The organism is Allokutzneria sp. NRRL B-24872 (genome assembly GCF_002155965.1).
In the GTDB taxonomy this organism is placed as follows: domain Bacteria; phylum Actinomycetota; class Actinomycetes; order Mycobacteriales; family Pseudonocardiaceae; genus Allokutzneria.
Map to the genome: position 1 here is coordinate 1 of NZ_MUMH01000187.1, position 21,168 is coordinate 21,168.

At 71.1% G+C, this 21,168-nt stretch carries 22 protein-coding genes; 19 read left to right on the top strand and 3 right to left on the bottom strand.

Annotation, left to right across the window (positions count from 1 at the left end):
• From infB to CCN37_RS34630, 14 genes are all read left to right on the top strand, one after another.
• Window positions 1-2,107 (top strand): translation initiation factor IF-2 (gene infB, locus CCN37_RS34565; RefSeq protein WP_086829137.1); only part of this gene is annotated, 2,107 nt, incomplete at its 5' end.
• 224 nt (window positions 2,108-2,331) lie between these two features.
• On the top strand, window positions 2,332-2,628 hold the full coding sequence (locus CCN37_RS34570) for a DUF503 domain-containing protein (protein ID WP_086829167.1): 297 nt from the start codon (window positions 2,332-2,334) through the stop codon (window positions 2,626-2,628).
• 55 nt (window positions 2,629-2,683) lie between these two features.
• Window positions 2,684-3,124, top strand: coding sequence for a 30S ribosome-binding factor RbfA (rbfA, locus tag CCN37_RS34575; RefSeq protein ID WP_086829139.1), 441 nt, complete (start codon window positions 2,684-2,686; stop codon window positions 3,122-3,124).
• On the top strand, window positions 3,124-4,116 hold the full coding sequence (locus CCN37_RS34580; RefSeq protein WP_246843486.1) for a bifunctional oligoribonuclease/PAP phosphatase NrnA: 993 nt from the start codon (window positions 3,124-3,126) through the stop codon (window positions 4,114-4,116). Before rbfA ends, CCN37_RS34580 begins: the two co-directional genes overlap by 1 nt.
• Before the next feature lie 34 nt (window positions 4,117-4,150).
• A complete protein-coding gene (locus CCN37_RS34585) occupies window positions 4,151-5,449 on the top strand; it encodes an MATE family efflux transporter (RefSeq protein WP_246843487.1) in 1,299 nt (432 codons plus the stop codon).
• A 206-nt stretch (window positions 5,450-5,655) separates the two neighbouring features.
• On the top strand, window positions 5,656-6,984 hold the full coding sequence (locus CCN37_RS34590) for a nitrate/nitrite transporter (RefSeq protein ID WP_168201003.1): 1,329 nt from the start codon (window positions 5,656-5,658) through the stop codon (window positions 6,982-6,984).
• Window positions 6,985-7,009: 25 nt separating this feature from the next.
• Window positions 7,010-7,933, top strand: a complete 924-nt coding sequence (truB, locus tag CCN37_RS34595) for a tRNA pseudouridine(55) synthase TruB (RefSeq protein WP_256388103.1) — start codon at window positions 7,010-7,012, stop codon at window positions 7,931-7,933.
• Between the two features lie 21 nt (window positions 7,934-7,954).
• Window positions 7,955-8,917, top strand: coding sequence for a bifunctional riboflavin kinase/FAD synthetase (locus tag CCN37_RS34600; protein WP_086829147.1), 963 nt, complete (start codon window positions 7,955-7,957; stop codon window positions 8,915-8,917).
• Window positions 8,918-8,922: 5 nt separating this feature from the next.
• Window positions 8,923-9,405 carry a transcriptional regulator gene (locus CCN37_RS34605; RefSeq protein WP_086829171.1) on the top strand — a complete coding sequence of 161 codons (483 nt, stop codon included), beginning with the start codon at window positions 8,923-8,925 and terminating at the stop codon, window positions 9,403-9,405.
• A gap of 347 nt (window positions 9,406-9,752) precedes the next feature.
• Window positions 9,753-10,022 (top strand): 30S ribosomal protein S15, encoded by a 270-nt coding sequence (gene rpsO / locus CCN37_RS34610; RefSeq protein WP_030430415.1) that lies wholly within the window; start codon window positions 9,753-9,755, stop codon window positions 10,020-10,022.
• 224 nt (window positions 10,023-10,246) lie between these two features.
• A complete protein-coding gene (locus CCN37_RS34615; RefSeq protein WP_086829149.1) occupies window positions 10,247-12,493 on the top strand; it encodes a polyribonucleotide nucleotidyltransferase in 2,247 nt (748 codons plus the stop codon).
• A 101-nt stretch (window positions 12,494-12,594) separates the two neighbouring features.
• Window positions 12,595-13,908 carry a M16 family metallopeptidase gene (locus CCN37_RS34620; protein ID WP_371505495.1) on the top strand — a complete coding sequence of 438 codons (1,314 nt, stop codon included), beginning with the start codon at window positions 12,595-12,597 and terminating at the stop codon, window positions 13,906-13,908.
• A complete protein-coding gene (gene dapB, locus CCN37_RS34625) occupies window positions 13,905-14,660 on the top strand; it encodes a 4-hydroxy-tetrahydrodipicolinate reductase (protein WP_086829153.1) in 756 nt (251 codons plus the stop codon). The genes CCN37_RS34620 and dapB overlap by 4 nt, the downstream gene beginning before the upstream one ends.
• 3 nt (window positions 14,661-14,663) lie before the next feature.
• Complete coding sequence (locus CCN37_RS34630; RefSeq protein ID WP_086829155.1) at window positions 14,664-15,110, top strand: hypothetical protein; 447 nt, start codon at window positions 14,664-14,666, stop codon at window positions 15,108-15,110.
• A gap of 8 nt (window positions 15,111-15,118) precedes the next feature.
• On the opposite strand, the gene CCN37_RS34635 is transcribed toward CCN37_RS34630, so the two are convergent.
• Together CCN37_RS34635 and CCN37_RS34640 are read right to left on the bottom strand one after the other, a co-directional pair.
• The gene (locus CCN37_RS34635; protein WP_086829157.1) at window positions 15,119-15,607 is read right to left on the bottom strand and encodes a VTT domain-containing protein; all 489 of its coding nucleotides are present in this window, start codon (window positions 15,605-15,607) and stop codon (window positions 15,119-15,121) included.
• A gap of 56 nt (window positions 15,608-15,663) precedes the next feature.
• Entirely contained in the window at window positions 15,664-16,224 is a 561-nt protein-coding gene (locus tag CCN37_RS34640; RefSeq protein ID WP_086829159.1) for a GNAT family N-acetyltransferase, read from the bottom strand.
• 265 nt (window positions 16,225-16,489) lie between these two features.
• Between CCN37_RS34640 and CCN37_RS34645 the strand changes: the two genes are divergently transcribed.
• A complete protein-coding gene (locus tag CCN37_RS34645; RefSeq protein ID WP_086829161.1) occupies window positions 16,490-16,843 on the top strand; it encodes a hypothetical protein in 354 nt (117 codons plus the stop codon).
• Between the two features lie 46 nt (window positions 16,844-16,889).
• Here the strand turns inward: CCN37_RS34645 and CCN37_RS34650 are convergent, their stop codons facing one another.
• Window positions 16,890-17,642, bottom strand: coding sequence for a trypsin-like serine protease (locus CCN37_RS34650; RefSeq protein WP_086829163.1), 753 nt, complete (start codon window positions 17,640-17,642; stop codon window positions 16,890-16,892).
• A gap of 286 nt (window positions 17,643-17,928) precedes the next feature.
• On the opposite strand from CCN37_RS34650, the gene CCN37_RS40315 reads away from it, so the two are divergent.
• From CCN37_RS40315 to CCN37_RS34665, 4 genes are all read left to right on the top strand, one after another.
• Window positions 17,929-18,099 (top strand): hypothetical protein, encoded by a 171-nt coding sequence (locus CCN37_RS40315; protein WP_168201004.1) that lies wholly within the window; start codon window positions 17,929-17,931, stop codon window positions 18,097-18,099.
• A 151-nt stretch (window positions 18,100-18,250) separates the two neighbouring features.
• Window positions 18,251-19,279, top strand: coding sequence for an EamA family transporter (locus CCN37_RS34655; protein WP_246843488.1), 1,029 nt, complete (start codon window positions 18,251-18,253; stop codon window positions 19,277-19,279).
• Window positions 19,280-19,296: 17 nt separating this feature from the next.
• On the top strand, window positions 19,297-20,511 hold the full coding sequence (locus CCN37_RS34660; RefSeq protein ID WP_246843489.1) for a winged helix-turn-helix domain-containing protein: 1,215 nt from the start codon (window positions 19,297-19,299) through the stop codon (window positions 20,509-20,511).
• A 133-nt stretch (window positions 20,512-20,644) separates the two neighbouring features.
• Window positions 20,645-21,168, top strand: a 524-nt coding sequence (locus CCN37_RS34665) for a hypothetical protein (RefSeq protein WP_143261953.1), incomplete at its 3' end; no start/stop codon positions are given.

The window sequence follows — 21,168 nt, forward strand, 5'->3', positions numbered from 1 at the left end:
CCGTCCCGGTGGCGGCGGCGGAGGCGGTGGCTTCCGCGGTGGCGGTGGTGGCGGTGGCGGTTTCCGTCCCGGTGGCGGCGGCGGTGCCGGTGCTCCCGGTGCCGGTGGCGGTCCCGGTGGCGGGTTCCGTCCCGGTGGCGGTGGCTTCCGCCCGGGTGGCGGCGGTGGCCGTGGCCGTGCCGGTGGCACCGCGGGCGCGTTCGGCCGTCCCGGCGGCCCGAGCCGCAAGGGCCGCAAGTCGAAGCGGCAGAAGCGCCAGGAGTTCGACAACATGCAGGCCCCGTCCATCGGTGGCGTGCGGTTGCCGAAGGGCCAGGGCGAGGTCGTCCGGCTGGCGCGCGGCGCCTCGCTGACGGACTTCGCCGACAAGATCAACGCCAACCCGGCCGCGCTGGTGCAGGCGATGTTCCACCTCGGTGAGATGGTCACCGCGACGCAGTCGGTCACCGACGAGATCCTGGAGCTGCTCGGCCAGGAGATGAACTACCGCGTCCTCGTGGTCAGCCCCGAGGAGGAGGACCGCGAGCTGCTGGAGTCCTTCGACATCAGCTACGGCGAGGACGAGGGTGGCGAGGAGGAGCTCGAGTTCCGCCCGCCGGTCGTCACCGTCATGGGTCACGTCGACCACGGAAAGACCCGCCTGCTCGACACGATCCGCAAGGCGAACGTGCACGAGGGCGAGGCCGGTGGCATCACCCAGCACATCGGTGCCTACCAGGTCATGGCCGGGCTCGAGGGTCGCGACCGCCTGATCACCTTCATCGACACCCCGGGTCACGAGGCGTTCACCGCCATGCGCGCCCGTGGTGCGAACTCCACCGACATCGCGGTGATCGTGGTCGCCGCCGACGACGGTGTGATGCCGCAGACGGTGGAGGCCATCAACCACGCGCAGGCCGCGAACGTGCCGGTCGTGGTGGCGGTCAACAAGATCGACAAGCCGGGTGCGAACCCGCAGAAGATCCGTCAGCAGCTCACCGACTACGGGCTGGTCGCCGAGGAGTACGGCGGCGAGACGATGTTCGTGGACATCTCCGCCAAGCAGGGCACGAACATCGAGGGCCTGCTGGAGGCGATCCTGCTGACCGCGGACGCCACGCTGGACCTCCGGGCCAACCCGGACATGCAGGCCCAGGGTGTCGCGATCGAGGCGCACCTCGACCGCGGCCGCGGTTCGGTGGCCACCGTCCTCGTCCAGCGCGGCACGCTGCGCGTCGGTGACTCGATCGTCGCCGGTGACGCGTACGGCCGCGTGCGCCGGATGGTCGACGAGTACAACGAGGACGTGCTGGAGGCGACCCCGTCGCGTCCGGTCCAGGTCATCGGGTTCACGTCGGTGCCCGGCGCCGGTGACACCTTCCTCGTCGTCGACGAGGACCGCGTCGCCCGCCAGATCGCCGACCGGCGGCGCGCTCGCGAGCGCAACGCCCAGCAGGCGGCCAAGCGCAAGCGCGTCAGCCTGGAGGACCTGGACGCGGCTCTGAAGGAGACGCGCCAGCTCAACCTGATCATCAAGGGTGACAACTCCGGTACGGTCGAGGCGCTGGAGAGCGCCCTGCTCAAGCTGGAGGTCGGCGAGGACGTCGAGCTGCGGGTCATCCACCGCGGCGTCGGTGGCATCACCGAGGGCGACATCAACCTCGCCATCGCCGACAACGTGATCGTGCTCGGCTTCAACGTCCGCGCGGAGGGCAAGGCCACCGAGCTGGCCAACCGCGAGGGCGTGGACGTCCGGTACTACACGGTCATCTACCAGGCGATCGACGAGATCGAAGCCGCGCTCAAGGGCATGCTCAAGCCGATCTACGAAGAGGTCGCGCTCGGCAAGGCGGAGGTCCGCGAGGTCTTCAAGTCCTCCAAGTTCGGCACCATCGCCGGTTGCCTGGTCATGTCCGGTGAGATCAAGCGCAACACCAAGGCGCGTCTGCTCCGCGACAACGTCGTGGTGGCCGACAACCTCTCGATCACCTCGCTGCGCCGTTTCAAGGACGACGCGACCGAGGTCCGCGAGGGCTACGAGTGCGGTATCACCCTCGGTTCGTACGGCGATCTGAAGATCGGCGACTCGATCGAGACCTTCGAGATGCGCGAGAAGCCGCGCACCTGATCCGAACGAGGCGGGGCGGGCGCACTGCGCCCGCCCCGCCTCCTCAGGGGTGTTCGGTGGCCTCAGGGCCACCTTCCCCCAATCCTTGTGCCAGCCGGGGGACCGAGTCCCCCGCACCCCCTACGGTGCGAGCTCCTACCGAACCAGCCCGGTCACCAGCTCGACGACCAGCGCCGATTCGGTCGCTCGCTCCCTCACCTCGAATATTCACAACGGTGATGCCCGTGTACGTGGGATCGTTGGAGCTGGACGTCCTGTTCGGGGACGTGCACTCGCTCAAGCAGAAGCGCTCCTTGGTACGGCCGGTCATCGCCGAGCTGCGCAAGCGCTTCGAGGTGGCCGCCGCTGAGGCCGGTCACCAGGACCTGCACCGCCGCGCCCTGATCGGGGTCTCGGCGGTGGCGGGGGACACCGAGCACGTCCGCGAGGTCCTCTCGGCCTGCGAACGACTGGTGGCCGGACGCCCCGAACTGGAACTCCTCTCCGCCCGGCACAGGTTGTTCGGGCCGGAGGACGAATAGCCGCGCTGTGAAGCGCTGTACGAGATCTCTGTACGAGAAGGACAGGAGGAGCGCCGTGGCCGACCAGGCCCGCGCCCGCAGGCTCGCCAAGCGGATCGCGCAGATCGTCGCGTCCGCGCTGGAGCACGACGTGAAGGACCCCCGCCTGGCCATGGTCACCGTGACCGAGGCCAAGGTGACCGGTGACCTGCGCGAGGCGACCGTGTTCTACACCGTCCTCGGGGACGACGCCGACCACGCGGGCACCGCGGCCGCGCTGGCCAGCTCGACCGGGGTGCTGCGCTCCCTCGTGGGACAACGCACCGGCGTGCGCTACACCCCTTCGCTGGCCTTCGTGCTGGACGCGGTGCCCGACACCGCCCGGCAGATGGAGGAACTGCTCGCCAGGGCGCAGGCGGCCGACGCCGACGTGGCCCGGATCGCCTCCGGCGCCAAGCCCGCCGGTGAGGCCGACCCGTACCGCAAGCCCCGCGAAGCGGACGAGGACGAGAGCTAGTGCTGGACGAGCAGGGGCTGCGGAAGGCGGCGCGGCTGTTGGCCGGGGCGCCCGACGTGACCCTGCTCGCCCACGTCAACCCCGACGCCGACGCGCTCGGCTCGGCGGTGGCGCTGGGCATCGCGCTGCAACGGCGCGGAGCCACCGTGCGGGTGTCCTTCGGGCATCCCGCCGAGGTGCCGGAATCGTTGCGGGGCTTGGACTCCACCGGGATCGTGGTGGGTGTCGACGAGGTGCCTGCCGTGCCGCCGTTCCTGGTGGCGCTGGACGCGGGCAGCGTCGACCGGCTCGGCGTGCTCGGCGACCGCGTCGCCGCGACCGCGGCGGCCGGGGGCGAAGTGCTCGTGCTCGACCACCACGCCTCCAACACCGGCTTCGGCACGCACAACGTCATCGACGTCGAGGCCGAGGCCACGGCGGTGATCGTGTTGCGCGTGCTGGACGAACTCGGCGCCGAGGTCGACGAGCCGATCGCCCGCTGCCTCTACGCGGGCCTGGCCACCGACACCCGCTGCTTCCGCATCGCCACCGGCGGCACCTACGCGACCGCGGCGCGGCTCGTGGAGGCCGGGGTCGATCCGGACGCGACACTGCGCCCGATGCTGGACACGCACCCCTTCGGCTGGATGGGCATGCTCGCCGCGGTGCTCGGCGGGGCCAGCCTGGAGCCGGATTCGGCTCAGGGACTGGGTTTCGTGCACGCCGCCGTCCGCGCGTCGGACTCCGAGGGCCTGCGCGGCGAGGACGTGGACAGCGTGATCGACATCCTGCGCACCACGCGCGAGGCCGAGGTCGCCGCGGTGTTCAAGGAGACCGCCCCGTTGACGTGGACGGTCTCGCTGCGCGCGATGGACCGGCTCGACGTGGGCGCCGTGGCCGAATCACTGGGTGGCGGTGGTCACCGCCTGGCCTCCGGAGTGACGCTGCACTGCACGCTCGACGAAGCCGTTGACCAGGTGCGTTCCGCCCTGGAGTCCGCTCCCTCGCGCTGACGCGGTTGTCGGTGGGCTGACCTAGTCTCTGGCCGTGAAGGTTGAGTCCCCTCGGCGCGTGCTGGGCTTGGCGCTGCCCGCGCTCGGCGTGCTGGCCGCGGAGCCGCTGTACCTGCTCGTGGACACCGCTGTGGTGGGCCATCTCGGCGCCGTGCCACTGGCGGCGCTGGCGATCGGCGGGATCGTCCTCGCCCAGGTCTCGACGCAGCTGACCTTCCTGTCCTACGGCACGACCGCCCGCGCGGCGCGGCTGCACGGAGCTGGTCGGCGGTCCGAGGCGGTCGCGGAGGGCGTGCAGGCGACCTGGCTGGCCGTGGTGGTCGGCCTGGTCCTCGTGCTGGCCGGACAGCTCCTGGCGAGCCCGATCGCGCACGCGCTGGCCGGTCCCGGCGCGGTCGCCGACGCCGCCGTGGGCTGGCTGCGCATCGCCCTGCTCGGCGCGCCGCTGGTGTTGATCACCATGGCCGGCAACGGGTGGATGCGCGGAGTGCAGGACACCGGCCGACCGCTCCGATACGTGTTGGCGGGCAACGGGATCTCCGCTGTGCTGTGCCCGGCGCTGGTCTACTGGGCGGACTGGGGGCTCGCGGGGTCCGCCGTGGCCAACGTGGTGGCTCAGGCGATCTCCGCCGCGCTGTTCATCCGCGCGTTGGTGGTGGAGCGCGTGCCGCTGCGCCCGATCCCGCACCTGATGCGCGCTCAGCTCGGCCTCGGCCGCGACCTCATCCTGCGCAGCCTCGCGTTCCAGGCGTGCTTCGTCTCCGCGGCGGCCGTCGCGGCGCGCACCTCGGCCGAGGCAGCCGCCGCGCACCAGGTGGTGTTGCAGCTCTGGACCTTCCTGGCGCTCGTGCTCGACTCGCTGGCCATCGCGGCCCAGTCCCTCGTCGGCGCCGCCCTGGGCTCGTCGGACTCCGTGCGCGCCAAGGCGCTCGCGCGGCAGATCACCGTCTACGGCCTGTGGTTCGGCGTTGTCCTGGGCGTGCTCTTCGCGGCGTTGGCGACCGTGCTCCCGCCGGTGTTCAGCCCCGACGCCGCCGTTCTCGCCCAGGTTCCGCACGCGTGGTGGTTCTTCGTTGCGCTGCAACCGATCGCGGGCGTCGTCTTCGCGCTGGACGGCGTGCTGCTCGGCGCGGGTGACGCCGCCTACCTCCGCACCGCGACGCTGGTGTCGGCGGTGATCGGCTTCCTGCCGCTGGTGTGGCTCTCCCTGGCGATGGGGTGGGGCCTCGCCGGAGTGTGGACGGCCCTGTCCACCTTCATGCTCCTGCGCCTGGCCGCCGTCCTGCTCCGCGCCCGCTCCGGCGCCTGGGCCGTTCCCGGCGCCACTCGCTGACCTCCGGTTTTCCCGTTTCGTACTCCTAGCGGGAAATGGAGCGTTCCCATCCACGGCTTCGAGTACGAAACGGGTTCAGGGGGCGCGTGGGGAGTGTGGGGGAGTGCACGTTTGCGGCGGTTAACGCGGGGGCGAGGTGGGGCGATGGAAGGGGTGCCAACGTTGGCGTTTCCCCTTCCCCTTCTCCATGTTCGGAGGGTTTCCCCTTGCCTTCGGTCGAGCGCGCCACCCGCCAGGGCTGGCTGGTCTGGACCATTGCGGTAGCCATCTACGTCGCGGCGGTCTTCCACCGCACCTCGCTCGGCGTCGCCGGTCTCCAGGCCGGTGAGCGCTTCGGCGTGGGACCCGCCGCACTCGGCGTCTTCACCGTCCTCCAGGTCGGTGTGTACGCCCTCATGCAGATCCCCACCGGCGTGCTCGTGGACCGCTTCGGCCCGCGCCGGGTGCTGACGGTCGCCGCCCTGCTCATGGGCGCGGGTCAGCTGCTGTTCGCGGTCGCCGACTCCTACGCGCTCGCTCTCGTCGCCCGCGCGGTCCTGGGCAGCGGCGACGCCATGACCTGGGTGAGCCTCCTGCGGTTGATCGCCGGTCACTTCCCGGGCCGCCAGTACTCGGTGGTCGTCTCGTTCTCCGGCGCCCTCGGCGCGGCGGGCAACCTGGTGTCGACGGTCCCGCTGACGCTCGCGCTGGACAACGTCGGCTGGACGTGGACCTTCCTCGCGGTCGGCCTGGTCACCGCCGCCTACTCCGTGCTCGCCATGTCGAAGCTGCGCGATCACCCCGCGGGACAAGAGGTTCGTGCCGCCGACCCGGTGGCGCCGCGCCAGGTGCTGCGCCGGGTCGCGGAGTCGTGGCGCGTGCCGGGGACCAGGCTCGGCTTCTGGGTGCACTTCTCCACGATGTTCGGTCCCGCGGTGCTCGGCCTGCTCTGGGGTTTCCCGTACCTCGTCGAGGCGCAGGGCATGGACCCGCACGCGGCGAGCGCTCTGCTCGGTCTCCTGGTGCTCGGCGGGGTCGTCGGCAGTCCGGTCGTCGGAGCGCTGATCGGCCGGCGCCCGGAGCACCGCATGCCGATCGTGGTCGGCTACCTGGTCAGCGCGCTGGTCGTGTGGACGGTGCTGCTGAGCTGGCCCGGCGGGCACGTGCCGACGCCGCTCGTCGCGGTCGGGCTGTTCGTGCTCTCCTTCGGCGGGCCCGCGTCGGCCGTCGCGTTCGCGCTGGCCCGCGACTACAACCCGCTGCGCGTGGTCGGCACCGCGACCGGTGTGGTCAACGTCGGCGGCTTCACGGCCACGACGATCTCCGCGCTGTCGGTCGGCGTGCTGCTGGAGCTGACCCGCTCGCTCGGCCCGACGACGTCCTTCCGCATCGCGCTGATCGCCGTGGTCGCGGTGCTGGTCGTCGGCACCTGGCGGACCGCGGTGTGGTGGCGGCGGGCGCGTGGCGTGGTCTTCGCGGCCGAGGCCCGCGGCGAGGAGGTCCCGGTCCAGCTCCGCCACCGCCGGTGGGACGAGGACCTGGCCCTCGCGGCCTGAACCTCGCGGATTAGGGTTTCCCGTCGTGACTAGAGCACGACGGGACCGCAGGTCCGACCGCCCCACCTCCGACGTCCCGCCCGGGCTGGTCATCGTGGACAAGCCCGACGGGATGACCTCGCACGACGTGGTCGCGCGAGCGCGGCGGATCATGGGCACCCGCAAGGTCGGCCACGCCGGCACGCTCGACCCGATGGCCACCGGCGTGCTGGTGCTGGGCATCGAGCGCGCCACCAAGCTGCTCGGCCACCTCGCGCTGGACACCAAGGCCTACCTTGCGACGATCCGGCTCGGCGCCTCCACGACCACCGACGACGCGCAGGGCGAGGTGCTCTCCACCGCCGACGCGTCCACTGTGGACGAAGCGGCGATCACCTCGGGCATCGGCGCCCTCACCGGAGCGATCGAGCAGGTCCCGAGCGCGGTCAGCGCGGTCAAGGTCGACGGCAAGCGCGCCTACGCCCGCGTCCGCGACGGTGAGACCGTCGAGCTGAAGGCGCGCCCGGTCACCGTGCAGCGCTTCGACGTGCTCTCGATGCGGCGCGAGGACACCTTCACCGACCTCGACGTGCTCGTGGAGTGCTCCTCCGGCACCTACGTCCGCGCACTGGCCCGCGACCTCGGCGCCGGGCTCGGCGTCGGCGGCCACCTCGCCGCGCTGCGCCGCACCCGCGTCGGCCCGTTCGGCATCGCGCTCGCCCGCACGCTGGAGCAGCTTGAGGAGGAGCCCGAGCTGGCGCTGGACCTCAGCTCCGCCGTGGCCGCCGCCTTCCCGCGCCGCGACGTCGACGAGGCCGACGCCGCCGCGCTGCTGCAGGGCAAGCGCCTGCGCGGCACCGGGATCGCGGGCACGCACGGCGTCTTCGACCCCACCGGCAAGGCGATCGCGCTCGCCGAGGAGGTCGAGGGCCGGACCCGCTCGCTCGTGGTGCTGAGCCTGGAGAGCTGAGCCGCCCGTAAGCTTCCCGTCGTGCAGCGTTGGCGTGGACTAGAGCACCTCCCCGGGGGCTGGGGCCGTTGCGTGCTGACCGTCGGGGTCTTCGACGGCGTGCACCGGGGGCACCAGCAGCTGATCACGAGGGCGGTGGAGCTGGCCCGCGACCGCGATCTCCCGTGCGTGCTGATGACCTTCGACCCGCACCCGTCCGAGGTGGTGCGGCCGGGCAGTCACCCCGCGCAGCTCACCACGCTGCGCAGGCGGGCCGAGCTGGTCGAGCAGCTGGGCGTCGACGTGTTCTGCGTGCTGCCGTTCACCCCGGATGTCGCGCGGATTCCGGCTGACGAGTTCGTGCACGAGATCCTCGTGGAGCGGCTGCACGTGGCTTCGGTTGTGGTGGGGGAGAACTTCAACTTCGGCCACCGCGCGCAGGGCGATGTCGCGCTGCTGGAGACGCTCGGCCGCCGCTTCGGCTTCGTCGCCGAGGGCGCGCGCCTGCTCTCCGACGAGCAGGTCACCTACTCCTCGACCTACATCCGCGCGTGCATCGACGCGGGTGACGTCGCGGCGGCCACCGGAGCGCTCGGCCGCCCCCACCGCGTGGAGGGCATCGTCGTGCGCGGTGACGGCCGGGGCCGCGAACTCGGCTTCCCCACGGCGAACCTGTCCACCGCGCGCACCGCGGCCGTGCCCGCCGACGGCGTGTACGCGTGCCGCTTCGTCGACATCGGCCACGGCCGCCCCGGCTCCGCGCCGAAGTTCGCCGAGCCCCGCATGGCCGCCGTGTCCGTCGGCACCAACCCCACGTTCTCCGGGCGGGAGCGCCGCGTCGAGGCCTTCGTGCTCGACACCAGCGAGGACCTCTACGGCCAGCGGGTCGCGCTGGACTTCGTGGAGCGGCTGCGCGGCCAGGAGCGCTACGACACCGTCGAGGCGCTGATCGACCAGATGCACCTCGACGTGGCGAAGACCCGCGAGCTGCTGGCCGACGGGTGAGCGCGGTGGACGACCAGAAGATCGTGCAGCGCAACCTCGCGTTGCAGCGGGAGTGGTACGGCGAGCCCCTCGGCGACCGCGTCCGGCGGCTCGTGGTGGCCTTCTCCACCTCGCAGGCGCAGCTCGCCGACGTGCTCGGGATCAGCGCGCCCATGCTCAGCCAGGTGATGAGCGGCCGCCGCGCCAAGATCGGCAACCCCGCCGTGCTGGCCAGGCTCGTGATGCTGGAGCGGCGCGTGCTCACCGCCGGGGTGGCCGCCGGGGAGCGCGATGCCGTCGAGCGCGCGCTGGAGGAGGTCCGCGCCTCGCAGCCGACCGTCGGCCTCGACACGCTCCCCGTCGACGAGCGCGGAGCCGACCAGGCCGCGGTGAGCAGGCTGCGCGAGCTGGCCGTCGCCGACGAGCTGGCCGGAGCCGCCCGCCTGCTGGGCGAGCGCTACCCGGCGCTGGCGGGACTGCTCACCCGCGCCGCCGCCGAAGGCGACTAGCTGTACTAGCCCACGCTTCGCGAACGCCTCGTTTGATGCGTTGAGCGCACTGAACGGGTCGTTCAGGGCTTAAGGGGTCGCCGGGGAAATGCGGTGGCAGGCGGGGTGGGGGTGCGGGCAGACTGGAGGGGTATGCGCCTGATGTGGACGATCCTGCCGACCGATGCGGTCGATCTTGGTGCACCCGTTCGTGCGCAGTGTGACGCTTGCCGTGGCGAGCTGCTGAGACGAGCCTGCTAACCTCAGTAGTCGGGTCTGGCTGCGTTCCGTGGCGGCCACGACCGTCTTCGCGTGATGCGGACCTCGCTCACGCGGCCGCACGGAAAGACCAGCAAGGAGATCCACACGTGGCTCTGTCCACCGAGCAGAAGAAGAACATCCTCGGCGAGTACGCCGTCCGCGAGGGCGACACCGGTTCCCCCGAGGCCCAGGTGGCCCTGCTGAGCAAGCGCATCAGCGGTCTCACCGAGCACCTGAAGGTGCACAAGCACGACCACCACTCCCGTCGCGGTCTGCTGCTGATGGTCGGCCGTCGCCGCCGTCTGCTCAACTACCTCGCCAAGGTGGACATCGAGCGCTACCGCTCGCTGATCCAGCGCCTCGGCCTGCGCCGCTGACGTGATTTCGAGGGGGAGTGGCCACCGGCCGCTCCCCCTCAACGCAAGACCTACAACCCAATTCCAGGGCCTACACGCCACCGCAGCACTCGCGGGACGCACGTTCGCCGGTCCTCGGTAGTGGTCTCCGGAAACAGCCGGGGACTTCGATCGAAGACCGGCCTTGTTCGGACCGCACACCCGCGACGTCCTCGCGGCGGCGGCCCGCAGAACAAGGAGCATTTGTGACCGAACTTGCAGTGCACGAGGCGTCCGCCGTCATCGACAACGGCCGCTTCGGAACCCGGACGGTGCGTTTCGAGACCGGCCGGCTGGCCCGTCAGGCCGCGGGCAGCGTCGTCGCCTACCTGGACGACGAGACCATGCTGCTCTCCGCGACCACGGCGTCGAAGCAGCCGAAGGACCACTTCGACTTCTTCCCGCTGACCATCGACGTCGAGGAGCGGATGTACGCCGCAGGCCGCATCCCCGGCTCGTTCTTCCGCCGCGAGGGCCGTCCCTCCACCGAGGCGATCCTGACCTGCCGCCTCGTCGACCGCCCGCTGCGCCCGTCCTTCGTCGACGGCCTGCGCAACGAGATCCAGGTCGTCATCACCGTGATGAGCCTGGACCCCAAGGACCTCTACGACGTGGTGGCCATCAACGCCGCCTCCGCCTCCACCCAGCTCGCCGGTCTGCCGTTCTCCGGCCCGGTCGGTGGCGTGCGCGTCGCGCTGATCGAGGGCCAGTGGGTCGCCTTCCCGACCTACGAGCAGCTCGAGGGCGCCGTCTTCGACATGGTCGTCGCCGGTCGTGTCGTCGGTGACGACGTCGCGATCATGATGGTCGAGGCCGAGGCCACCGAGAAGGTCACCACCCTGGTCGCCGAGGGCGCCGCCGCCCCGACCGAGGAGATCGTCGCCTCGGGTCTGGAGGCCGCGAAGCCCTTCATCAAGGTGCTGTGCGAGGCCCAGGCCCAGCTGGCCCAGGTCGCCGCCAAGCAGACCCGCGACTTCCCGCTCTTCCCGGCCTACCAGCCGGACGCCTACGAGGCCGTCTCCGCCGCCGTCTCCGACGACCTGGCCCAGGCGCTGACCATCGCGGGCAAGCAGGAGCGCGAGTCGCGCTTGGACGAGGTCAAGGCCGCCGCCCTGGAGCGCGTCGTCACCGAGGGCTCCGCCTTCGAGGGTCGGGAGAAGGAGGTCGCAGCCGCCTTCCGCTCGCTGAACAAGAAGCTGGTCCGCCAGCGCGTGCTGCGCGACCAGATCCGCATCGACGGTCGCAACACCACCGACATCCGCAGCCTCTCCGCCGAGGTCGCGCTGATCCCCAGGGCGCACGGCTCGGCGCTGTTCGAGCGCGGCGAGACCCAGATCCTGGGTGTCACCACGCTGAACATGCTGCGCATGGAGCAGCAGATCGACGCGCTGACTCCGGAGACGCGCAAGCGCTACATGCACCACTACAACTTCCCGCCCTACTCCACCGGTGAGACCGGCCGCGTGGGCTCGCCCAAGCGCCGCGAGATCGGTCACGGCGCGCTGGCCGAGCGGGCGCTGGCGCCCGTGCTGCCCTCGCGCGAGGAGTTCCCCTACACCATCCGCCAGGTCTCCGAGGCGCTGAGCTCCAACGGCTCCACCTCGATGGGCTCGGTCTGCGCCTCGACTATGTCGCTGCTCAACGCCGGTGTGCCGCTGAAGGCGCCGGTCGCGGGCATCGCGATGGGCCTGGTCTCCGACCAGGTCGACGGCGAGACCCGCTACGTCGCGCTGACCGACATCCTCGGTGCCGAGGACGCCTTCGGCGACATGGACTTCAAGGTCGCGGGCACCAAGGAGTTCATCACCGCCCTGCAGCTGGACACCAAGCTCGACGGCATCCCCTCCGACGTGCTGGCCAAGGCGCTCAGCCAGGCGCAGGACGCCCGGCTGACCATCCTGGAGGTCATGCAGGAGGCCATCGACGCGCCGGACGACATGAGCCCGTTCGCGCCGCGCGTCACCGCGGTGAAGATCCCGGTCGACAAGATCGGCGAGGTGATCGGGCCCAAGGGCAAGATGATCAACTCGATCACCGAGCAGACCGGTGCCGACATCTCCATCGAGGACGACGGCACGATCTACGTCGGCGCGGCGGACGGCCCCTCGGCCGACGCGGCGATCGACCTGATCAACGCGATCGCCAACCCGCAGCTGCCCAAGGTCGGCGAGCGCTTCCTCGGCACCGTGGTCAAGACGGCCGCCTTCGGCGCGTTCGTCTCGCTGCTGCCGGGCAAGGACGGCCTGGTGCACATCTCCAAGCTGGGCGCCGGCAAGCGCATCGCCAAGGTCGAGGACGTCGTCTCGGTCGGTGACAAGCTCCGCGTGGAGATCGCCGACATCGACAACCGCGGCAAGATCAGCCTCGTGCTGGTCAGCGAGGACAACGCCGACGCTGCCGCAGCCCCCGAGGGCGAGGGCGCCGAGGCTCCGGCGGAAGCCGCCGCGAACTAGGTTGTTCTCGCAGCACACAGCAATCCACTCCGCAGGGGGCGCTCACGCAGCGCCCCCTGCGGCGTAGCGGAGGAGATCCGACCCTGAACGCGAACAGCGGAGTGACCGAGATCCTGGAGCGCGTCTCCGAGGACTGCGCGGTGCGCAGGACCGTGCTGCCGTGCGGCCTGCGGGTGATCACCGAGCAGCTGCCGGGCGTGCGCTCGGCGTCGGTGGGCATCTGGGTCGGCGTCGGTTCCCGCGATGAGGAGCCCGAGGTCGCGGGCGCCGCGCACTACCTGGAACACCTGCTGTTCAAGGGAACGCGGCGACGCACGGCGGCGCAGATCGCCGAGGAGATCGACGCGGTCGGAGGTGAGCTGAACGCGTTCACCGCCAAGGAGCACACCTGCTACTACGCGCACACGCTGGACGCCGACCTGCCGCTCGCGGTGGACCTGGTCTCCGACGTGGTGTTCGAGGCCGTGTGCGCCGACGCGGACATGGAGACCGAGCGCAGCGTCGTCCTCGAAGAGATCGCCATGCGCGACGACGACCCCGAGGACCTGCTGCACGAGGCCTTCTGCGCGGCGATGCTCGGCGGGCACCCGCTCGGCCTGCCGGTGCTCGGCACCGATGAGTCGATCACCGAGATGAGCCGCGACGCGCTGTTCGCCTTCTACAAGAAGCGCTACACGCTGCCGAGGATGGTTCTGGCGGCGGCGGGCAACGTGGACCACGCGGAGATCCTGGCGCTGGCGGAGGCCGCGCTCGGCGATCGCGCGAACGAGCGGCACACGCCGATCGCGCCGCGCACGGGCTCGGCCGGGCTCCGGGGTGGGAGCCGCTTGGTGTTCCAACACGACGAGTCCGAGCAGGCGCACCTGATGCTCGGCGTGCCCGCGCTGGACCGCCACGACGAGCGCCGCTTCGCGCTCGGCGTGCTCAACGCGGCCCTCGGCGGCGGTATGAGCTCGCGGCTGTTCCAGGAGGTGCGCGAGCGGCGCGGGCTGGCGTACTCGGTCTACTCCTCGATCTCCTCCTACGCCGACACGGGCATGCTCTCGGTGTACGCCGGGTGCCAGCCCGAGCGCCTCGGCGAGGTCGCCGGTGTCGTGCGCGAGGTGCTCGGCGAGATCGCCGACAACGGCCTGATGGACGCGGAGGTCGCGCGCGGCAAGGGACAGCTGCGCGGGAACCTCGTGCTGGGCCTGGAGGACACCGGCTCGCGGATGTCGCGGATCGGCAAGGGTGAGCTGAACTACGCCGACCACCTCAGCGTCGAGCAGACCCTGGAGCGGATCAGCGCGGTCACCCCGGAGGACGTGCGCGCGCTGGCCAAGGACCTGCTGAGCCGCCCGGTCAGCGCCGCGGTGGTCGGGTCGTACGCTTCTGCCGACGAGTTGCCGAGCGAAGTGCACGAGGTGATCGCATGACGGACCGCACGCGGGTGGGAGTGCTCGGTGCACAGGGGCGCATGGGCGCCGAGGTGTGCCGCGCGGTAGAGGGCGCCGAGGACATGGTCCTGGTGGCCGCTCTCGACGCCGGAGACCCGCTGTCCGCGCTGTCCGAGGCCGGGGCCCAGGTCGTCGTCGACTTCACCCAGCCCGCCGTGGTGATGGACAACGTCCAGTACTGCGTGGAGAACGGCATCCACGTCGTCGTGGGCACGAGCGGTTTCACCGACCAGCGCCTGGAGCAGATCCAGGGCTGGCTCGCGCAGCGCTCCGAGCTCGGCGTGCTGATCGCCGCGAACTTCGCCATCGGCGCTGTGCTGGCGATGAAGTTCGCCGAGAAGGCCGCGCAGTTCTACGAGTCCGTGGAGATCGTCGAGCTGCACCACGAGCGCAAGGTCGACGCGCCGTCGGGCACCGCCGCCCGGACCGCGCGGCTGATCGCGGACGCGCGCGCTGCCGCTGGGCTGGAGAAGTACGCGCCGGACGCCACGACGGAGTCGCTCGACGGCGCTCGCGGCGCGGACGTGGACGGCGTCCGCGTGCACTCGTTGCGGCTCGCAGGCCTTGTGGCACACCAGGAAGTCCTGTTCGGCGGCACCGGCGAGACGTTGACCATCCGGCACGATTCCTTGCACCGCAGCTCTTTCATGCCCGGCGTGCTGCTCGGCGTGCGCGAGGTGCTGAAGAACCCGGGGCTGACCCTGGGCCTCGAATCCGCTCTGGGGCTGTAGAAGATGATCACCGCTCGGCGGATGGCCGTGGTGTTGACCGCGGCGCTCGCGGTCTACTTCGTGCTGCTCGCCGGGCGGGGCATCGACCTCATCGCCTCCGGCACGGTCGTCGGCGTGCTCATGGGAGTGGCGATCCTGCTGCTGCCCGTGCTCGGCGTGATCCTGATCGTCTTCGAGTGGCGCTTCGGCGCGCAGACCGAGAAGTTGGCGCGCCTGCTGGACGACGACGGGGAGTTCCCCGACACCTCCGCGCTGCCCCGCCGTCCTTCCGGGCGGGTGGAGCGCGACGCGGCGGACGCCTACTTCGCCGAGCGCAAGCGCGAGCTGGACGAGGCTCCGGAGGACTGGCGCGCGTGGTTCAAGGTCGCGCAGGCCTACGACCTCGCCGGGGACCGCAAGCGGGGCCGTGAGGCCATGCGGAAAGCGATCGAACTCCAGCAGGCAGGCTGAACTCCGGCTCAGGTGAGCCAGACGCCGAAGACGGACGGCGCGGCGGCGAGCGCGGCGAAGCGCACGAAGCGGCCGATCAGACAGGCCGACAGGAAGTTGGTCAGCGACACGTTCGCGACCCCGGCGACCACCGCGACCGCGAAGTACGGCGGCAGGCTGGTCGAGGACGACAGCAGCAGCACGCCGTAGGTCCACGCGGGCCGCTTCTCGCACTCGGCGGCGAAGCGCTCCATGTAGCCGCTCCAGCGGCCCTTCACGTGCTCGGCGTCCTGCTGCTTGCGGCGCAGGAACGACGGCAGGCGCAGCATTCCCTTGCCCGCGTAGTAGTAGATGAGCTTGCCCGCGACCGAACCGACCGCGACCACCAGCGCGAGCGCCCACCACGGAATGTCGGGCTGAGTCACGGCGACGCCGAGCACCCACGGTTCGATCAGCACGGGCGGGATCACTGAGGACAACACCGCCATGCCGAGGCTCGCGCTCAACCAACCCAGCACTGCGGTACCCCCATAGCAACAAGCCGACTGGCGAGGCTAGCACCCCAACGGATGACTCAGTCCCGCAGTTCGAGCTCCAGGGAGCCGGTCAGCCGGTACTCGCGCAGGGGGCGCCCGCCCGCGTCCAGCGTCCGCACGGTGCCGTCGGTGTCCCACCCCGCCGCGCGGTAGAAGTTCAGCGATGCCTTGTCCTCCTGGGCAACCCAGGCGACGCCGCGCACCCCGCCCTTCTCGCGGTAGGCGGTCGCCGCGGTGGCCAGCAGGCGCCCGCCGTGCCCGCGACGGCCCCACCGGGGCTCGACGAGCAGGGTGCCGACCTGGACGACGTGCTGGGCGTCCTCCGGCAGCGCTCCGTCGGCGGCGGCCACCTCGTCCTCGGGGGCGGGCAGGATCGCGCAGAAGCCCACGGTCCACTCGCCCTCGGTGGCCACGAACACCAGCCCTGGACCGTCCTGGATCGCTTGGCGCCACACGGCTTCCGCGCTCTCCGCCTCCATCCCGGCGAGCACGTCGGCCGGGAGCAGCGCGGCGTAGGCCTGGCGCCAGGTGTCGATCTGGATGCGGGCGATCTCGGCGACGTCGTCGAGCGTCGCCGGGCGAACGGCGGCCTGGGCCATCGGGGGAGCTCCGTCGGGGTAGCGGGAGGGGTGCCGCCAAGAACCTACCCGCGCCCCTCGCGGCGAGCCGTGATGGCTACCCGTGGCCGGGATCACCCAATCCCGCGCCGCGCGCGGCCCCTCGCCGGAACCGCCAATCCCCTCCCAGGTGGTGTCTTCGGCGACGCGTGGTGAGCCTGCTTCACCCGTGCGGCCAGGGCGCTCCGCGCGTGCTGGGCGGAGACTTGAGGCAGACGGATTTCCCTTATATATCTGGAGAATTCACATGCGCAGGAACGCTTTGCTCGCCGTCGTCGTCGCGGCCGCTGTGGTCTCCGCGCCCGCCGTCGCGGTCGCTTCCGAGACCGAGACCTCGCCCGGCATCAGCACCGGCGCGATCCAGGACAAGATGGTCGCGGGGCTGCAGAAGGCGATGGGGCTGCTGCTCAACAAGATCCACACCTCGATGAAGCGGGGCATGCCGCTCACCCAGGACGACTTCAACCAGCTCATGGAGGTCCGCGACCGGCTCGCCAAGAAGGGCATCTCGCCGACCAGGGAGTCCGAGGAGAAGCTGGCCATGATCAAGGCCGACTCGGCGGAGTGGGTGCGCAAGCTGCTGGAGAAGATGGGCGCGTGAGCCGCGGGGACGCGGTGCTGTCACGGCACCGCGTCCCCGGCCGCCGTCAGACCCCGGCGTGGCTCCTGATCCAGTCGCGGAACAGCGCGACGTTGGTGTAGCCGGCCCAGCCGCTGCCCGCCGGGCGGTGACCGATCGCGCAGACCCCCGCCTGCACGGTGTTCCCGGAGGCGCCGCGCACGGTCACCGGCCCGCCGGAGTCGCCGCCGGCGATGCTGCCGTTGGTCTGCGTGCAGATCGCGCGGGGCGTCGCGTTGCTCTGCGCGCAGTTGACGCTGCTGATCTGGCCATCGGCGTACTTGAGCCGCTCCGGCAGCGGGCCGCTCCAGTCCGCCTTCTCCGAGCCCCAGCCGAGGACCTGCGCGGCCTTGCGGTCGGCGAGGTCGGCGGAGGTGGCCAGCGTCGAGTACTGCGACACCGTGACGTCGCGATCCAGTTGCAGCAGCGCGATGTCCGCGCTCGGCCAGTTGTAGCTGGGGTGGATGACCTTGCGGGCCACCGTGGCCGTCTGTCCGCCGCTGCTGCGGGTCAGCGAGCCCACGCGCACGGTGTAGGTGCCCGCCGCCGTGACGCAGTGCGCGGCCGTGAGCACCCACCGCCGCGCGATGATCGAGGACGTGCACGTGAAGCCGCCGTTGCGGTGCAGGGCGCTGATCCACGGCTTGGCCGAGGAGACGAAGCCGCCGCCGACGATCTGCGTCTGCACGTCGTCGGGTGCCGGTGCCGCGGTCGCGGTGGGGGCGAGCACGGTCGTGACGCCCAGGGCGATGGCCGCCAGCCGCAAGCTGGTGATGCGCATGATGATCTCCTTGCAGGGGGAGAATCCGCGCGGCGGGGCGGGTTCGAAGGGGAGACGTCAGCAAGTGTGAAGAAGAGTCGCGTTTATCGGTCAGCGCCGTTCGTCGCAAACTTTCCCCGCGAGTAGTGCTGCGTTCGCACAGCGCGCTCCGCCATTCGTCCCGCGCCGTTCGTCGTTGTCGCGCAAAGTGATGTCCGCTTCACTCGTCCCGGGAATGCCGATCTTTCCCGCGCGGGTCCCAGAATGGGCTGTTCGCCCCGCCGGGGCGTGGGAGTGGGGAAGCATTGTGAAGCGCCAGGTGGAACCGGGTTCCGAGCCGACCGCGGACGACCTCCTCCGCGTGATGCGCGACACCTCCCAGGAATGGCTGGCCACGCGCCTCGCCGAGGCCATCGCCGCCGAGTCGCACGTGGCCGCGGTGCTGCCGAGGCAACGCGGGGCCAGTCGCCTTTCCTGAGTCCTCGAATGGACCAGCCGCGCGTTCTGGGAAATCGCGAGCGGCTTTTCCGCGAAGTATGCGGGCGCGTCGCCGAACATTGATCTTGTCGACGTCCTGCATGGCGGGAAACCGCGAGAACTCTGTCAGGGGTGCGTGCGAACGTTGGCGTGTGACGACTTCTGCCGCTTCGTCGACCGGGACCCCCGACACGACCGATTCCCCTGACGCCCCGTCCTCTGACACGACCGCGCGCCGCGGCCCCGGGTGGCTCCCGTGGGCCGCGCTCGGCGTGGTCTACCTGGTGTGGGGCTCCACCTACCTCGGCATCCGCTTCACGATCACCTCGATGCCCGCGCTGCTCTCCGCCGGGCTGCGGTTCCTGCTGGCGGGCGTGCTGCTCACGGTGATCGTCCTCGTCTTCTCCGGCCCGTCCGCCCTGCGCATGTCGCTGCCGGAGTTCGGCACCGCCGCGCTCGGCGGAGTGCTGCTTCCCGCTCTGGGCAACGGGATCGTCGTGATCGCCCAGTTCCAGGTGGCCTCCGGGCTGGCCGCCCTGCTGGTCGCCTGCGTGCCGCTGTACGTGGTGGTGCTGCGCCGGGCCAGCGGTGAGCGGCCGCCGTGGATCACCTTCGCCGGGGTCGGGCTCGGGCTGGCCGGGCTCGCGGTGCTGCTGCTCGGCGGGTCGAGCTCGGCGGGCACGCACGGTTCCGCGTGGTGGGGGCCGTGGTTGGTGTTGCTGGCGGCGGCTTTCTGGGCGACGGGCTCGTTCGCGACGACGAAGCTCCCCGTGCCCGCCAACCCCTTCGCGCTCTCCGCGGTGCAGATGGTGGTCGGCGGCGTGGTGCTGAGCGCGGGCGGTCTCGTGTCGGGCGAGCGGATCGACTTCGCGGCGATCACCCCGTCGTCCTGGATCGCGTGGATCTACCTCGTGACCTTCGGTTCGCTGCTGGCGTTCAGCTCCTACGTGTACGCGCTGGGCACGCTGCCGGTGTCCACCGTGGCCACCTACGCCTACGTGAACCCGGTGATCGCGGTGGTGCTCGGCGTGCTGCTGGCGAAGGAGAGCTTCGACCTCGTCCAGCTCGCCGGTGGCGCGTTGGTGCTGGTCGCGGTCGTGCTCGTGGTGCGCGCGGAGCGTCGGTCGCGGCGGGCGGTGATCACGGAGTCCTCGCCGGTGGAGGGGACTGTCAGTGGGTGATGCCAGTATCGACAGCCGTGCAGACTCTCTCGCTGGCGGCCACCCGCAGGGCGGCGTTGGCCGCGCAGGGCTTCGCCGACGCCCGCCCCGCAGGACCGCCGACCCGACGGCACCTCCAGCGGGTGCTCGACCGCACCGGCCTGCTCCAGCTGGACTCGGTGAACGTGGCCGTGCGCGCCCACTACGCGCCGGTGTTCGCGCGCCTGGGCCCGTACCCGCTGGAGCTGGTGGACGACGCCGCGTGGTCGCACTCCGCGCGCAAGCCCCGGCTGCTCGTGGAGTACTGGGCGCACGAGGCAAGCCTGCTGCCCGTGGCGGACTGGCCGCTGCTGCGGTGGCGGATGCGGCGGTACGAGTCGCTGAAGGGCAAGCACTGGAAGGCCGCGCACAGCGAGCCCCAGCTGATCTCCGACGTGCTCGCCGCCGTCAAGGAGCTGGGCCCGGTCGGCGCGGGCACCCTGGAGCGCGAGCTGGGCGGGCCTGGCAAGCTCGGCAAGGGCGGGTGGTGGAACCGCAGCAACACCAAGATCGCGTGCGAGTACCTGTTCGCCGTCGGTGAGCTGACCACCGGGGCGCGGCGCGGCTTCGAACGGCTCTACGACCTCACCGAACGCGTTGTGCCGCAAGAGATCCACTCGCTGCCCGAGCCCAGCCTCGACGAGGCCGCGCGTCGGCTGGTCGAGCGCTCCGCGATCTCGCACGGCGTCGCGACCGAGACCGACCTGCGCGACTACTACCGGCTCGGCGTGCAACCCTGCCGCCAGGCCATCGCCGAACTCGTCGAGGACGGGGTGCTTGAGCCCGTTCAGGTCGAGGGCTGGCGGCACCTCGCGTACCGCCACATCGACGCGAAGATGCCGCGCCGCGTTCGCTCACGCGCGCTGTTGTGCCCGTTCGACCCACTGATCTGGGAGCGTGCGCGCACCGAACGGCTCTTCGGTTTCCACTACCGCATCGAGATCTACGTTCCGGCCGAGCTGCGCAAGTTCGGCTACTACGTGTTCCCGTTCCTGCTCGACGAGGAACTCGTCGCGCGCGTCGACCTCAAGGCCGATCGCGCCGACGGCGTGCTGCGCGTGCAGGGCGCCTTCGCCGAGCCCGATGCCGACCGCCCGCGCGTCGCCATCGAACTGGCCGAACAACTGCGCGAGATGGCCCAGTGGCTCGGCCTGTCCGGCGTCTGGATCGGCCCCCGCGGCGACCTCGCCAAGGCGCTGCGCAAGGTCATCTGATCTGTCCACTGTGGACGATTCCTTCACGGGCACGTTGTCTTGCCCCGATGGCTGCCCGAACGCGTGCTGAGGCGAACTCCCGGTGTCCCTATCGTCGAGCTGACGACCGAGGGCGATCGCGGAGGGCCGACTCATGGATGCCGAAGTGGTGGCCGCGCTCGCGGCCGCGAATCTTGAGGTCCACCAAGTGCTGCCGTGGTTCGAGGTGCTCGCCGAGGCGTACGAGCAGTCGCCTGGAGACTGGCACGAGTTCCTGGCGCGGCTGCTCGCCGGGACCGACGGTGAGCTTGCCGCGCCGACTGCCGCGTTCACCGCTCACGCGGATGCCAACGGACAGCTCGACCTCGTCCGGAGAATGGTCGAGACGGACCCCGCCGAGCTCCAGGAGATCGTGACCGCGGAAACCGGTTTGCGGTTGTGGCACATGGTTGTCGCACAGTTCGGACCGGGTTGGGCGGGGTGGGACGGCTCGGAGGAGGGCTGGGGCCAGTTCCGCGACTGGGTCTACATCGGGGCCAACGAGCAGGACCCGAGGATGTACGCCGAGACCTACCAGCGCCTGGAACCGCGCGGCGCGTCGCCGCTCACCGAACGGATCGAGGCGTTGCGAGCGCTCGGCTTCACCGTCACGGGCGTTCAGGCGGCTGAGGCCAGCGA